Source organism: Streptomyces sp. NBC_01591, assembly GCF_035918155.1.
Taxonomy (GTDB): Bacteria; Actinomycetota; Actinomycetes; order Streptomycetales; family Streptomycetaceae; genus Streptomyces.
The window spans coordinates 7236135-7249477 of record NZ_CP109327.1; the positions used below are offsets into that span (position 1 = coordinate 7236135).

At 68.4% G+C, this 13343-nt stretch carries 11 protein-coding genes; 5 read left to right on the forward strand and 6 right to left on the reverse strand.

Going from position 1 to position 13343, the window contains the following annotated elements:
- The first annotated feature begins 162 nt into the window (after window positions 1–162).
- The 4 genes from OG978_RS33335 to OG978_RS33350 all read left to right on the forward strand — a co-directional run bounded on the left by OG978_RS33335 (window position 163) and on the right by OG978_RS33350 (window position 7552).
- On the forward strand, window positions 163–1353 hold the full coding sequence (locus OG978_RS33335) for a MalY/PatB family protein (RefSeq protein WP_326768768.1): 1191 nt from the start codon (window positions 163–165) through the stop codon (window positions 1351–1353).
- Between the two features lie 142 nt (window positions 1354–1495).
- Window positions 1496–3436: a B12-binding domain-containing radical SAM protein gene (locus tag OG978_RS33340; RefSeq protein WP_326768769.1), complete on the forward strand. Its 1941-nt coding sequence runs from the start codon at window positions 1496–1498 to the stop codon at window positions 3434–3436.
- Window positions 3429–6710, forward strand: a complete 3282-nt coding sequence (locus OG978_RS33345; RefSeq protein ID WP_326768770.1) for a condensation domain-containing protein — start codon at window positions 3429–3431, stop codon at window positions 6708–6710. The genes OG978_RS33340 and OG978_RS33345 overlap by 8 nt, the downstream gene beginning before the upstream one ends.
- Window positions 6707–7552 carry a thioesterase II family protein gene (locus tag OG978_RS33350; RefSeq protein WP_326768771.1) on the forward strand — a complete coding sequence of 282 codons (846 nt, stop codon included), beginning with the start codon at window positions 6707–6709 and terminating at the stop codon, window positions 7550–7552. Before OG978_RS33345 ends, OG978_RS33350 begins: the two co-directional genes overlap by 4 nt.
- On the opposite strand, the gene OG978_RS33355 is transcribed toward OG978_RS33350, so the two are convergent.
- Genes OG978_RS33355 through OG978_RS33380 form a run of 6 tightly spaced genes read right to left on the reverse strand, consistent with a single transcriptional unit; the run spans window position 7522 to window position 12190 of the window.
- Window positions 7522–8295 (reverse strand): thioesterase II family protein, encoded by a 774-nt coding sequence (locus OG978_RS33355; protein WP_326768772.1) that lies wholly within the window; start codon window positions 8293–8295, stop codon window positions 7522–7524. The genes OG978_RS33350 and OG978_RS33355 overlap by 31 nt on opposite strands.
- The gene (locus OG978_RS33360) at window positions 8292–9359 is read right to left on the reverse strand and encodes a serine hydrolase domain-containing protein (RefSeq protein ID WP_326768773.1); all 1068 of its coding nucleotides are present in this window, start codon (window positions 9357–9359) and stop codon (window positions 8292–8294) included. The genes OG978_RS33355 and OG978_RS33360 overlap by 4 nt, the downstream gene beginning before the upstream one ends.
- Window positions 9360–9397: 38 nt before the next feature.
- A complete protein-coding gene (locus OG978_RS33365; protein WP_326768774.1) occupies window positions 9398–10201 on the reverse strand; it encodes an ABC transporter permease in 804 nt (267 codons plus the stop codon).
- A complete protein-coding gene (locus OG978_RS33370) occupies window positions 10198–10965 on the reverse strand; it encodes an ABC transporter permease (RefSeq protein WP_326768775.1) in 768 nt (255 codons plus the stop codon). Before OG978_RS33370 ends, OG978_RS33365 begins: the two co-directional genes overlap by 4 nt.
- A complete protein-coding gene (locus OG978_RS33375; RefSeq protein ID WP_326768776.1) occupies window positions 10962–11936 on the reverse strand; it encodes an ABC transporter ATP-binding protein in 975 nt (324 codons plus the stop codon). Before OG978_RS33375 ends, OG978_RS33370 begins: the two co-directional genes overlap by 4 nt.
- Window positions 11933–12190: an acyl carrier protein gene (locus OG978_RS33380; protein WP_326768777.1), complete on the reverse strand. Its 258-nt coding sequence runs from the start codon at window positions 12188–12190 to the stop codon at window positions 11933–11935. Before OG978_RS33380 ends, OG978_RS33375 begins: the two co-directional genes overlap by 4 nt.
- Window positions 12191–12514: 324 nt before the next feature.
- On the opposite strand from OG978_RS33380, the gene OG978_RS33385 reads away from it, so the two are divergent.
- Window positions 12515–13294, forward strand: a complete 780-nt coding sequence (locus tag OG978_RS33385; protein WP_326768778.1) for an SDR family oxidoreductase — start codon at window positions 12515–12517, stop codon at window positions 13292–13294.
- Window positions 13295–13343: the final 49 nt, after the last annotated feature.

Here is a 13343-nt window from a genome sequence, read left to right on the forward strand (position 1 = left end):
AGCCAGGACGTCGGGACAGTAGTCGCCGCACATCGCCCGCCTCAATGTGAGGTGCGTCACAGGTGATCGACCGTCACTCTGGGGCAATACTAAGATCCACTCAGCGGTGATGCGCTAGATCCACGTGATGTCTACCTGCGGCGACGGAGGGGGGTGGTCGGCATGAGCGCGTGGCCAGCTTCTCTCTTCGACGCCCTGGACGAGTCGGACCTTTTACGCAAAGACGGCGAGAAATGGTCTGTTGCGGGGGACGGCGTGCTGTCCTCCTGGGTCGCCGACATGGATTTCCCTACCGCCCCCGCCGTGCGAGAGGCGCTGCGCAGGAGGATCGAGGGCGATCTCGGATATCCCGCCTGGTTCGACCAGTCCGATGGCGGACCTCTCGGTGGAGTCTTCGCGGAGAGGATGCTGCGCCGGTTCGGAACCACGGTGGACGAGACGCACGTGCGCATGTTCACTGACATCAATCAGGCCATGCTGGCCACGCTCCAGGTCGCCACACGGCCCGGGGACGCCGTTCTCCTGCACACCCCGGCATGCCCGCCGTTCATCGACGTCATCGAGAAGACCGGCCGCCGGCCGCTTGCCGTCCCGCTGCAGGCGAACCACACCGGCTGGGAGTTCGACCCCGACCTCATGGAGCGTGCGGTGGCGTCCCATGACCCTGGACGGTGCAGGGTCCTCTTCCTGGTGAATCCGCACAACCCGACCGGCCGAGTCTTCCGGCGCGATGAACTGGAACACCTGGCGGAACTCGCCATCAGGCACGACATGTTGGTCATCTCCGACGAGGTGCACGCGGACCTGACCTACCCAGGCCACCGTCATATCCCGTTCGTCTCATTGAGCGACGAGATCGCAGCGCGCACGGTGACACTCACCTCCGGCAGCAAGGCATTCAATCTCTCCGGTGTGCGCTGTGCCTTGGCCCACGTCGGACCGAAAGCCGTCCGGAGTGCCCTGGACGAACGACACGGCCTGATGTTCGGGCAGGTGGGCGTGCTCGGCGTCGAAGCGCTGAAGGCGGCGTGGACCCAGGGAGACGGTTGGCTGGACGACGTCACCAGGGTGCTGGACCGCAACCGGCGGCGCGTGGCCGAGCGCCTGCCCGACGGCCTCCGCTACCGCCTGCCGGAGGCCACGTTCCTGGCCTGGCTCGACTGCCGCGGACTGGGCCTTCCGGACCCGGACCCCATGCCCTACTTCCGGGACGAAGCGAAGGTGCTGCTCTTCTCCGGCCCCGCCTTCGGAGCTGCTGGCAACGGCTTCGTTCGGCTCAACTTCGCGACGTCCGGGCCGCTGCTCGACGAGAAGCTGGCACGCATGGGAGCGGCCTCCCGCAGACGTCAGTGATCCCATCAGGTCGGATGCCGAGGAGGGCGGGCCCGGAAACAGCTACCAGTCGACCGACATCGCGATCGAGTACGGAGGGTTTGTGATCAACCATGTCATCGAAGAGACGGAAAGCGGTAGTGACCGGACGGTAATGCACGGAGTGGGGGATTCCATCGATGCAGAATCGTTCCTGGAGCGATGTCGACGACGCCGAGCGCGGCTCGCCGACGACCTGGGGGCGGCACCGGATCGCACGCGGTACTTCCCGGTGCTGGCCGTCCTCGCGCCCGTGATGACCCAGGCCGAGGGGGAGATCACCTACCCCGGCGACCCCATGGCCCTCTACGCGGCGCTCAGCGTCGCCGTCCACCAGGCTGTGCACGACGCGGGTCCCCTAAAGGACGCCACGCACTACAACGACCTCGCGCCCGAGTGGACCGCCTTCCCGTCCAAGGCGTACCGGGCCTCCGTGGGGCATGACGGAGTCCGCTCCTACGGAACCGCGCCCAACACGGACCAGACGGTCTTCGATCCGCGCGTCTGGGACGACGCGGCGCGCACCACGTGGCTCCGGCTCCTCCGCGAGGTCCGGCCCCGAGTCGTCCTGATCAGCGCCGTCTCACCGGCGCACAGGTACGCGCTGGAGATCGCCGCTCTGGTCAGAACCGAGGTTCCAGGCGCCTATATCGTCCTCGGAGGCCGTCACGCGGACGAGACCGTGACTGTCACACCCAGGGGAGGCCGTCTGCTGGTCAAGCCCAGCGGCACGCCCGCCGTCATCCAGGAGGGCAAGGTGCCTCCGGTGATCGACGCCGTCGTCGCCGGGGAGGCGTACCACACGGTCGACGTGCTGATGAGGGCGCTCGCCCTGGCCATGGACCTCGAAGACCGGTGGGTCGACCGGGCCCGCGTACTGTCCTGCCTACAGGGGTTACTCCAGCAGGAGGGTGTCAGGCCGGGGAAGGCGCTCGTGCTCTTTTCGCCGCGCGGTGCGGGCGAACCCTCTCATGCCGTGCCGCTCGACGGCCCCGCCCTCGACCTCGCGTCGCTTCCCTCGCCGTACGAGGCGTTCGCGATCCGTTCGTACTTCCCGATCTTCGACGATGCCGAGTCCGGCGACCCGCTTCGCACCGCGCATTTCATGGTCTCCAGCGCATGCCCGTACCGCTGCAACTTCTGTTCCGAGTCCGCTCGGGTGGGGCACGGGCTGAGGCGCTTCCGTGACGACGCGATCGGGAAGGCGATCGAGCGGATATGCGAGTACGTGAGCTATGGCGGGGAGGCGGTCTTCTTCGACGATTCCGTGTTCTGGAGCGGCCGCTACAAGGACATGACGGAGTTCTGCCGAGAGCTCGGCCGTATCAGGGAGGCCGACCCCGCGACCCTCGACCCGCGTCTGCGTGCGTACCTCGCCGGCGAGGACGACACGGAGCGGCTGCGCAACCTCCAGTGGGGGGCGCAGCTGACCGTCGACACCCTGGTCGCGCTGCATTCCGCGGAGGAGTCAGACGACGTCCTCCGCCTGATGCGGGATGCTGGCTGCTCATATGTGTACATCGGCATCGAGAGCATGTCCTCGCAGGTCATGGACGGCATCCACAAGAACCTCCGGCGCGAGGTGGACCGCCCCTGGGCGGCCAAGGTGCGGGAGGCGACCGCCCTCGTCAAGAAGCACGGTCTGCGGCTGGGCACCTCCGTGCTGTTCGGACTGGACGGGGAGACACGCTCCAGCATCGATGAGACGATCCACGAGGTGGGCAGTCTCATCGACGACGGCCTGATCGACCTGGCCAGCCCCAACATCCTCACGTACCACCCGGCGACGCCCGTCACCCGGCAGCACGGCATGCACGATCGGCTCGACTACCACTCGCCGCGCGTCGACAACCGGAAGCCGTATATCTACTTCGAGGAAGCGTTTCCCGGTGTCGTCTCCGTCCTCCTCACCGAGGAGGACATCTGGCACATCCACAACGAGACACGGATCCACTGGGGCCGGGCCCGCAACGACACATCCGTCGACACAGGGCCGGCTGCGCGGGAGCCAGCCGGGGCGGCACCCGGTGAGCGCACCGCGGTCCTGGGGGCCGTCCGTGGCTGAGCAGCAGGTCACCGAGCACCTCACCGGTCCGTACGACGAGCCGGCCGCCGCCGCCCTCGTCCCCCTGGCGCCGACGCAGCGCCGCATGTGGGTGTCGGAGCAACTCAGGCCGGGGCGCACCGAGTACAACGTCGTCGACCTCTGGGCCATCGACGGCCCGTTGGACATGACGGCCCTCGAGGCGGCGGTTAGCGACGTGCTCCAGCGCCACGAAGCCCTTCGAACGACCTTCCACCTGATCGACGGCGAACCGATGCAGCGGATCCACGCCGTGAGCGCGGTGGGCCTGGAGGTGATCCCCGGTGCCCTGGACGAGACCGCCACACGCGAACGCGCCGAGAGCATCGCACGCACCCCCTTCGACCTCGCCAGTGCACCGCTCGTGCGCTGGACGGTTCTCCGCAACGGGGCGAACACCCATCTCCTCCAGCTCGTTGCGCACCATCTCGTCGTTGACGGGTGGTCGCTGGAGATCCTGCTGAGCGATCTGTCCTCCTTCTATGACGCGCGGCTGCGGGGGGCGGTACCCACGCTGCCCGCAGTGCCCACGCCCTACCGGACGTACGCGTCCCGACGCGTCGACCCGATGGTCCTGGAGGCGCAGACGACCTTCTGGAAGCAGCTCCTCCGCGACCTGCCGCAGCCCCCGACGCTGCCACCGGCCGACCGGGGCGCGCCGACCGGGGCGGTCCGCGAGTCCCTCCCCGTCGATACGGAACTGGTCCGGCGGATCAAGGAGCTCGCCCGGACCGAACGGGTCACGGCGAGTGCCGTCTGGCTCGCCTGCTTCGCCGTCGTCCTCGGGCGCTGGGGCGGGACCCGCGACGTGGTCATGGGAACTCCGCTCAGCGGCCGGACCGGCGCGGATCTTCTCCAGACCGTCGGTTTCTTCATCTCGACAGCCGTGCTGCGCCTGCGGATCCCGGAGGCCGATTCCGGTCGCGACCTGCTCAAGCGCGCCCACGACATGCTGATCGGCGCCCAGCTGCATCAGGACGTGCCCTTCGAGGACGTCGTGGCCGCCGTAAGGCCGGCCAGGGACGAGGATCCCGCCGCGCCGTTCTCGGCGTGGTTCAACGTGCTCAGCTATCCGACTCACTCTCTCCGTCTCGGGACCGCGACAGCGCGGCGCTTGCCGGCACCTGTCCCGGGGGTGCCCTTCGGTCTGTCTCTCTACGTGGACCAGCGCGACGAGGACGCCGTACGGCTGGACCTCGTGCACGACACCGCGTTCCTGGAAGGCCCCTACGCGCGCGCCCTGCTGGCGCAGATGCTGGCCGTGGCACGCACCTTCGCCGACGACGTGTCCGTACACGTCGACGCCCTAGACCTCGATGAGGGACGGCAGCGGGCCGTCGAGGGTCCCGCATCCGTGCCCGTCCGGGACGGTGTGCTTGACAGGATCCGCCGCCACCCGCCGGCGCATCCCGCCGTCACCGACCACGAGGGCGCCTGGACCTACGCGGAGCTGCTCTCGGCCTCGGACACCGTCGCCCGAAGGCTCAGGGAGGTCGGACTGGAACCCGGAGACCTCGTGGAGATCACGGAGGCCCCCGGCCGTCACCTCACCTCGGCGGTGCTGGGCGTCTGGGAGAGCGGCGGCGTATTCCTCGTCATGGATCCGAACCATCCCGCCCCGTGGCGCGCGCGGCTGAGAGACAGGGCACAGCCGCGCTTCGCGCTGCGCCACACCGGCGACGGTGTGGTCGTCGAGGAACTGCGGCCCGGGGCCCGAGCGCCGCACCACCGGGTCGGCGGCGGTGCCTCCCCGGCCAAGGGACGCCCGCTGTACCTGCTCCCCACGTCGGGCACGACGCGGCAACCACGGCTGGTGCTCGGCGCCGAGCGGCCGCTTCTCGCCTACCTGGAGTGGTGGTCGGCGCGGTACCGGATCGGTCCGCGGGACCGGTTCTGCGCACTGTCCGGCCCATCCCACGATCCGCACCTGCGCGACATGCTGCTTCCCCTGTGGAACGGGGGAACACTGACGGTGCCACCGCCCGGCCACCGGATCGATCCGGGCCGCGCCGCGCAGTGGCTCGCGGCCCACCGGACGTCGGTGGTCCACTCGACGCCGATGGTCGGACGGCTGATCGCGCAAGCCGCGCGGCGCGGCGGCGTGGTGCTCGACCACGTCCGGCTGGTGTGCTTCGGCGGCGACCTCCTCACCGACGAGACGGTCGACGCGTGGCGAGCCGTCGCCCCGGCCGCGCGCATCGTGTCCGTCTACGGCACCACCGAGACGCCCCAGGCCGCCAGTTGCCACGACCTGCCGCCCGGCGAACCCGGACGCGACCGGCGTGAGAGCTCCCTCGGACACGGGGCCGTTGAGGCGCGTCTCGACGTCGTCACCGCAGGAGGCATTCTGGCCGCCTGCGGTGAGCTGGGTGAAATCGTCGTCCGCAGCCCTCTCCTGACGATGGGCTACCTCGATGACGAGGCGGCCACCGCACTGGTGTACGCGAGCGACCACGGGGACGGCTCAGGGCGGACCGTCTTCCGCACCGGGGACATCGGCCGTCGGCTCGCGGACGGTTCGGTCGCGTTCGTCGGCCGCGCCGCCACCCTGGTGAAGTCCCGGGGACACCGCGTGTCGACCGCTCACCTCGTCGCGGAACTGCGTGCTCTCCCCGGGGTCGCGGACGCGGCGGTGGTACTCCCCTACGGAGGGACGGCGGGCCCGCGACTGGTCGCCTACGTGGTCCCCGAAGACGACAGCCCGCTGGACCCGCAGGACGTCCTGCGGCAGCTCGCGACGATCCTCCCCAGCGGCTACCTGCCCGACGACGTGTGCCTGCTGACCTCCCTGCCTCTCACGCCCAACGGGAAGCTGGACAGCGGCCGGCTGACGGACCTTGCGGCCCGTCCGGACCTGACCGGTACGGGATCCGGGAGCGGCCGGACGGCGGCACCCGTGACGCCGATGCCCTCCGCTGAGCCCCGTCGCGGGGTCCTGCAACGGACCGTCGAGAGCGTCTGGCAGGAGGTCCTGAGCCGTCCATCGGTCGGGATGGACGACAACTTCTTCGACCTGGGCGGCACCTCCTCCATGGCGGTGCGGCTCCGCATCCGGCTGGAGGAGGAGCTCGGCAGGCAGCTGCCGCCCCTGCTGGTCTTCCAGAGCTCCACGGTCCGGCGGATGACGGACCACCTGTCAGGGGCGCCGGCGGGGCCGGGCGAACGCCCCTTCGCGCTACCGGCACGCCACGTGAGCGCCCGTGAACTCAGGCGTGCCGCCAGGGCGGCCATCCATAGCGAAGGAGACAACCGATGATCCGGAACCAGGGAGCACCGACCGAGACGCGGAACAGGTGGATCCGGGAGCCCGCCCCGCGCTCCGGCATGGGGCGCCCACGACTCCTCTGCTTTCCTTTCGCGGGCGGCGGCGCGACCGCCTTCCGCACCTGGCCGGCCCTGCTGGCGGACGTCGCAGACGTCCATGCCGTACGACTTCCGGGGCGTGAGGAGCGGCACCGGGAACCGTTGGCGACCGATATCGACGCGCTGGCCCGTGACGTCGCGGACGCGGTCTCCGACTGGTGCCTGCCTCCCTACGCCCTTTACGGGCACAGCATGGGTGCGCGACTCGCCCACCGGGTGGTGCACGCCCTGGCGGAGCGTGAGCTCCCCCTGCCGGGACTTCTCGTCGTCGCGGCGCACCGGGCACCGCATCAGCCAGCGCCGCCGCTGATGCACACCCTGTCTCGGGAGGAACTCATCTGCAAGATCGAGGAGTTCGGTGCCACGCCGCAGGAGTTGCTGGACAACCGGGAGATACTCGACCTCTTCCTGCCGGTGATCCGCGCGGACTTCGCTCTGAGCGAGACGGCCGAGGAGCACGCGCCCCGGCCCTTCAACGTGCCGATCCTCGCGCTCGGGGGAGAGGACGACGCGTCGGTCGGGATGACGGAGCTGAACGCCTGGTCTCTGCACACGACGGCGGCGTTCCGGATACGCCGGTTCTCCGGCGGGCACTTCTTCCAGTTCTCGAGCGAGGAGCAGCTGATGGAGCTCCTCCGGGACGAACTGGTCGGCCTCGCGCGTGGGGACGCCGGCGAGGCCGAGGATCCGGACGCGGGGCGCCCTCAGCGACCGGCGTGGTCGTCCACGAGCTGACGCACGACAACGTCGACGAGCCCCGGCATGTCAGCGCCGAGGAGGAAGTGGCCACCGGGTACGGACCGGGTGGCAAGACCCCCTTCGGTGAAGGACGCCCACTCGTCCTCGCTCTCCTCAGCGAGGACGCGGTCGTCCTCGCCCCTGACGGCGAGGACCGGTGCCTCGATCCGGCCGAAGTCGTCCGACGTCCAGGTCTCGAACGCCTGGAAGTCTGCCCGGATCGCGTTCTCGGTGAGGCCGAAGATCGATTGCCCGAACTGTCCGTCGTTCATGGCGCCGGTGCCGACAAGCGAGGCGTACAGCTCGTCGGACGACAGCTCGTGCGTGAGCCGTCCGTCCGCTACCCGGCCCGGCACCGGCGCGCTGGCCGTGACCAGCCGGACGACCTCGCATGTGCGGGCCTCCTCCAGAAGCTGCGCGACGCGGAAGGCCACCGGCCCACCGAAGCAGTGCCCGAACAAGGCCACGGGACCCGTGTGGCCCTCGAGTTCGGCGACGATGTGCCGGGCGACGTCCTCCATCGATGTGAGCAGGGGCTCCCGCAGGCGGCTCTCCCGCCCGGGCAGCCGCACACCGACGACCGAGATCCAGTCGGGCACCAGCTCGCCCCAGCCCCGGAAGGGCGCGGCGCCGGCGCCGGCATGGGCGATGCACAGCAGCCGCAGCCGCCGGGGCCCGGGGGTCGGCGACCCGAAGTGGACCAGCACCGAGCGGGACCTGGGGGATCCGTGGGCCGTCATCGCACGAGTCCGTAGAGGTCCCGCACCACCCGGCTCTCGAGGCGGCCGGGCCCGAGTCCCTGGAACGACTTGTTGGTAGCCAGATGACACACCACGAGCCCGCGTTCCATGTCGCCCACGGCGATCCCGCAGTTGGTACCTGTGTGTCCCACGACGGGTGAGCCGGGAGGCGCGCCGAAGAGTATGGGGTCGACACAGGCTCCGAGTCCCCAGGAGACGTCCAGGCCGCCGAAGTAGCCATCCACCATTCCACTGCGGTGGGCGGTCGCGATGGTCCTGACCGCCCCGGGCCTCAGCACCCGGTGGCCCTTCACCTCGCCGTCCTGGACCAGACATTCCAGCAGACGTGCCAGCTCGTGGGCGGGTCCGTGGGCGCCGACGCTCGGATGCCCGACCAGGAAGGAGAAGGGGACGAGATCGGGGGCGTCCTCACCCTCGACCGGATCCTTCTCCCAGCCGTAGAGGGGTAGTGGCACCACCTCGTCTGCGGTCCCCGGCTCGGGGGTGCCGAGCACCGTGTGACGCAGCCCGAGGGGCGACAGCAGGTCTCGGTGCACGTACTCCTCATACGGGACTCCCGACAGGCGGCCGACCCACTCGGCGACGGCGATCCAGGAACCGAACGGGCTGTACTGCGGGCGAGAGCCGGGCGGGGCGGAGAGGGAGGTCGCGCACAACGACGCGAGGGCTGTCTTGTGGTCGGTCGTGTGGAACGCCGCCTCGCTGTCGATCGCGTACGGCACTGTGTGCGACATCAGTTGGGCGATCGTCACGTCGTGCTTGCCGTTCCGGCCGAACTCGGGAACGATTTCCGCGACGGGTGCGCCGGGGCTCATCCCGTGTTCGTCCAGCAGCTGGCTCACGGCCATCGCGCCGAGCAGCTTCGTCGAACAGATCCACGGGACGGCGTCGTTGCGGAGCAGGGGCGTCCCCGGGGATCCCTCCCCGAACGCCTCGTCGACGACTGTCTCGCCGTCCACCGAGGCGTAGAGCTGCACTCCCAGGTGGCGATCGTTTGAGATGGCCGACCGAATGCGGTCGATCGCACGGTCAACAGGATTCATGTCATCTCCCGATAAGGAACGGTGGGCACCCGTGGGGGTCAAGCTGACAGCTCGATAGTTCCTCTGCGGCGCTCGCCCGTCACCGCCTGCTTGAGGAGGAGGATTCCGACTAGCAGCCAGAATCCACCCACAGCGATCTCCTGTCCGACGGACGACAGGACATCGGCAGGGCTGCCGGATTCCAGCACCATGCGCAGTGCGTCGAGTCCGTGGGTGAGCGGAAGGACTTGTGCGATCGCGCTCACCGGGCCGGGCCAGTAGTCCACGGGGACGTTCACTCCGCAGAACGTCATGAGGGACAGATAGGCGAGGTTCAGGGCGAGGAACTGCATTGAGGGAAAGCGCATGACGACAGCACCGATGGCGATTCCCAGCGCATAGGCCGAAGCCCCCGTCACGAGCATGAGGGCCGGTGTCACGAGAAGGTCGGGGAAGGGTAGGTGGAGTCCGAAGACGGCGGCCGCGACGAAGAGCACGGACGTACTGCTGACGATGCCGACGATCAGACAGTAGATGCCGCGTCCGAGATAGGTGAGCGAATAGTCGGTGGGCGACGCCACCTGGAGGGCGAGTGTCCCCAGGGCACGTTCTCGTACCGTGCTGGTGACGACGGCAAGGGCTTCGATGCACACGACCGCGGCGGCGTTTCCGATGACCATATACCGGATGCGCTCGGGCGACTGGACCAGCAGTCCGATGCTGCCGAAGAAGACGACCTGTGCCACCAGGCGGAGAAACCAGCCGAATACCCAGGCACGCCAGGTGTAGAAAGTAGTGAACTCGCGGAACCCGATACGCGCCGCGGTCGTGAAGACGCCGCACCACTCAGAAATCAGTCTCATGCCGTCCCCGTGATTCCGTGGGCGCGAGCGCGGTGCATGAATCGGTTCACCACGAAGAATCCGAGACCGAAGGAGACGCTTCCCAGCAGGCACAGGGCTCCCAGCCGCGGTCCGAAGTCCTCAACCGGTGCCGGATTCGTGGCCGAGCGCAGGAGGTCGGCGCTCCAGTAGAGGTAGACGAACCAGCTGACCGGTTTGATCCACAACGGCAGGAATGTCACCGGCACCAGGACGCCCCCCAGGACGTAGAACGGGTATCCGAGGGCGTTAGCGAAGCGGTGCGCCGATCGGGCGGTCACGAAGATTCCCGCCATGACCGTGGCCGTGCCTGCCGTGGCGAGTACGGTCGCCAACAGCGTCAGAAGGATGTGCCATGGGTGTGCGGTGGGCAGGGAGACGCCGAAGAACACGCGGGCGGTGAGTGCAGCCTCGACGAAAGCGAGGAGACCGGCCATGGAGACGACGACAACCCGGCCCGTGAGCATGAGCGAGAGGTTCGCCGGCGACGCGGTGAAGAGTTCCAGCCTGCCTTCTTCGCGGTCGTGGTCGATGACCGAGCCGGCGAGATCGAGGGAGACCAGCCAGAGCGCCATCAGCGTAGGGGCGATGACCGCGTAGGGGGCGAGGTCCGTTCGGTCCGCCGCGTTCAACGAGGACAGGAAAATGGCTGAGAAGAACGGGATCGTCGTGAAGACCATCAGGTGGCCCGGGTTTCTCCGGAAGAGGCGGAGCTGGATTTTTGTCCCCGCGAACAACTCGTTCATACCGAGAGGCCTCGGTCTCCCACCACGGCCACGTAGACGTCCTCCAGGCTTGGCAGACTCGTGCGGATCATGGTGACCCCGCTCGCGACAAGGAGCTCCAGGACCGGGCGTATGGCCCCAGGGGAATCCGTGTTGATCTGGATCCAGTCGTTCGGGTGCGTGTCGATCGAGGCGACGCCGTTGAGCAGACCGATCTTCTCGCGCAGCTCGGCCGGGACATGCTGCGCCTCCACCCGCTCGAATGCGGTGATCCACTGGCCGACGGTATCGGGACTGGCCGTGCCGACGACTCGGCCGCGGTCGATCAGGGTGATGCGATCGCAGACCGCCTCGGCCTCACGCATGTCGTGGGTGGTGATCAGGATCGTCCGGCCGTCCCTGTGCAGGTCGCCCACCAGCGTGCGGAACTCGCGTGCTGCCACGGGGTCCATGCCCACGGTCGGCTCGTCCAGGAAGATGACCTCGGGATCCCCCACCAGTCCCCGTGCCAGATGGAGGCGCTGCTTCATACCGCGCGACATGTGGTCCGCCGGTGTGTCCGCGTGCTCGCCCAGCCCGATGCGTTCCAGGAGTTCGCCGATGCGGGCCTCGCGGACTCGCTTGGGCAGGCCGTAAAGTGCCGCCCAGTAGTCCAGGTTCTCACGGGCGGTGAGTCGGCCATAGAGCCCGCGCTCTCCGCCGAAGACGATCCCGATCCGACGGCGGACCGCCGCGGCGTCGGTGGTGACGTCGCGGCCCAGCACCCGGGCTTGCCCGGAGGTTGGCAGCAGCACCGTCGACAGGATTTTGATGAGGGTGCTTTTTCCGGCTCCGTTGGGACCCAGGATTCCCCGAACCTCGCCGGGTTCTATCTCCAGGTCAATGCAGTGCAGTGCCGTGGAGGACTTCTTCTCCGAGGAGCGGAACAGACTGGTCCGGGTTCTTCCGGTGTAGGTCCGGGTTAATTCCCGCACGGCGATGGCGTGCTTCATGTCCGGTCTCCTCCGCCAGGTGGCTGTGCTATGGCCGCGACGAGCAACCCGATCTCAGGTCTTTCGAATACGGTCCGCATAGTCACCGGCACACCGAAAGTCGCTTCTATCCAGGTGCTGAGCAGAGCCGCGTTCGCCGATGTGAGGCCGAGATCGAACAAGTCGTCGTCCTCTCCGGCCGACGTCCCCGTCAGGGATTCCACCTGCTTCGTGACGAGTCGTCGTATTTCCACCTCGTCGAATTCAGGCTGCATCGATCCAGGAGATCATGATCGGCTCGGGGGGGTCAAGAGCCGTTCGGCAAGGGCCGGTCTTCAACGCCGCGATGATGCTGATGAAGCCCAGTAGGTCCGTCTTGTCGTGGTTCTCCGAGGTGATCAGGATCTCTCTTCCAATAGCGCTGGACTACGGCGGTCCCGGCTGCGTACGTTGGCTCCGGGGCTTGATCGTCTAGTGCCCCGGCACTCCCGTCCGAATGTGTGAGACGGGCGACGACGTATGTGCTTGCCGATGTCTCCGGATACCGTGGCGGGATTGTTGTGACTCACTTCAGGCGAGATCTCTACAGTGGCCGTGTCGTGGTCATCACGGGCGGCGCCACGGGAATCGGGTTCGGCATGGCCCGCGAGTTCGGGCTGCACGGCGCCCATGTCGTACTGGCCTCGCGTAGCGAGGAACGCCTGGAGGCTGCGCGGAACCGGCTCGAGGGGCTCGGCGTGAGCTGTGCCGTCGTGCGCTGCGACGTACGCGACGAGGACGCCGTGGCGCGGATGGTGGAAGAGACGCTCACTGAGTCCGGCGGCATCGACGTGCTCGTCAACAACGCCGCGGGCAACTTCTATTCGCCGGCCGAGACCATGTCCAGCCGGTCGTTCCGCACCGTCATCGACATCGACCTGCTCGGTACGTTCCTCTGCACCCGTGCCGTGGTTCCGCATATGATCGAGCAGCGTGCGGGAGCGGTGCTCAACATCGTGATGACGGACCCGCACCGAGGGAGCGCCCACTTCTCCCACGCCGCGGCCGCCAAGTCCGGAGTCCTTGCGCTCACCACGAGTTGGGCGCGGGAGTGGGGTCGCTACAACATCAGGGTGAACGCGCTCGCTCCAGGCCCGACGCCCTCGAAGGCGGCCGTCAACAACATGGCGGTGGGCCGGCCGGGTGTGCCGCCGTCGTTTGAGAAGCACCGTGGCCGCATCCCGCTGGGCCGCCTGGGGGAGCCGCAGGACTCCGCCCTCGCTGCCCTGTTCCTCTGTTCTGACGCCGCCTCCTACATCACGGGCGTGAATCTTGCCGTCGACGGCGGCATCTCTCTCCCCGTCATGACTACCGAGATCGAGGATCTCGCGACGGAGTGACGCTCAGGGGCGACAGGTAGCGGCGACGCCGTGCCGATGTGCGGTAGCA

What these genes read in the sequence shown, in the direction of transcription:
- OG978_RS33355 (WP_326768772.1), bottom strand. Translation starts at nt 8,295, where the DNA reads ATGACGGCCCACGGATCCCCCAGGTCCCGCTCGGTGCTGGTCCACTTC.
- OG978_RS33360 (WP_326768773.1), bottom strand. Translation starts at nt 9,359, where the DNA reads ATGAATCCTGTTGACCGTGCGATCGACCGCATTCGGTCGGCCATCTCA.
- OG978_RS33370 (WP_326768775.1), bottom strand. Translation starts at nt 10,965, where the DNA reads ATGAACGAGTTGTTCGCGGGGACAAAAATCCAGCTCCGCCTCTTCCGG.
- OG978_RS33335 (WP_326768768.1), top strand. Translation starts at nt 163, where the DNA reads ATGAGCGCGTGGCCAGCTTCTCTCTTCGACGCCCTGGACGAGTCGGAC.
- OG978_RS33380 (WP_326768777.1), bottom strand. Translation starts at nt 12,190, where the DNA reads ATGCAGCCTGAATTCGACGAGGTGGAAATACGACGACTCGTCACGAAG.
- OG978_RS33365 (WP_326768774.1), bottom strand. Translation starts at nt 10,201, where the DNA reads ATGAGACTGATTTCTGAGTGGTGCGGCGTCTTCACGACCGCGGCGCGT.
- OG978_RS33375 (WP_326768776.1), bottom strand. Translation starts at nt 11,936, where the DNA reads ATGAAGCACGCCATCGCCGTGCGGGAATTAACCCGGACCTACACCGGA.
- OG978_RS33350 (WP_326768771.1), top strand. Translation starts at nt 6,707, where the DNA reads ATGATCCGGAACCAGGGAGCACCGACCGAGACGCGGAACAGGTGGATC.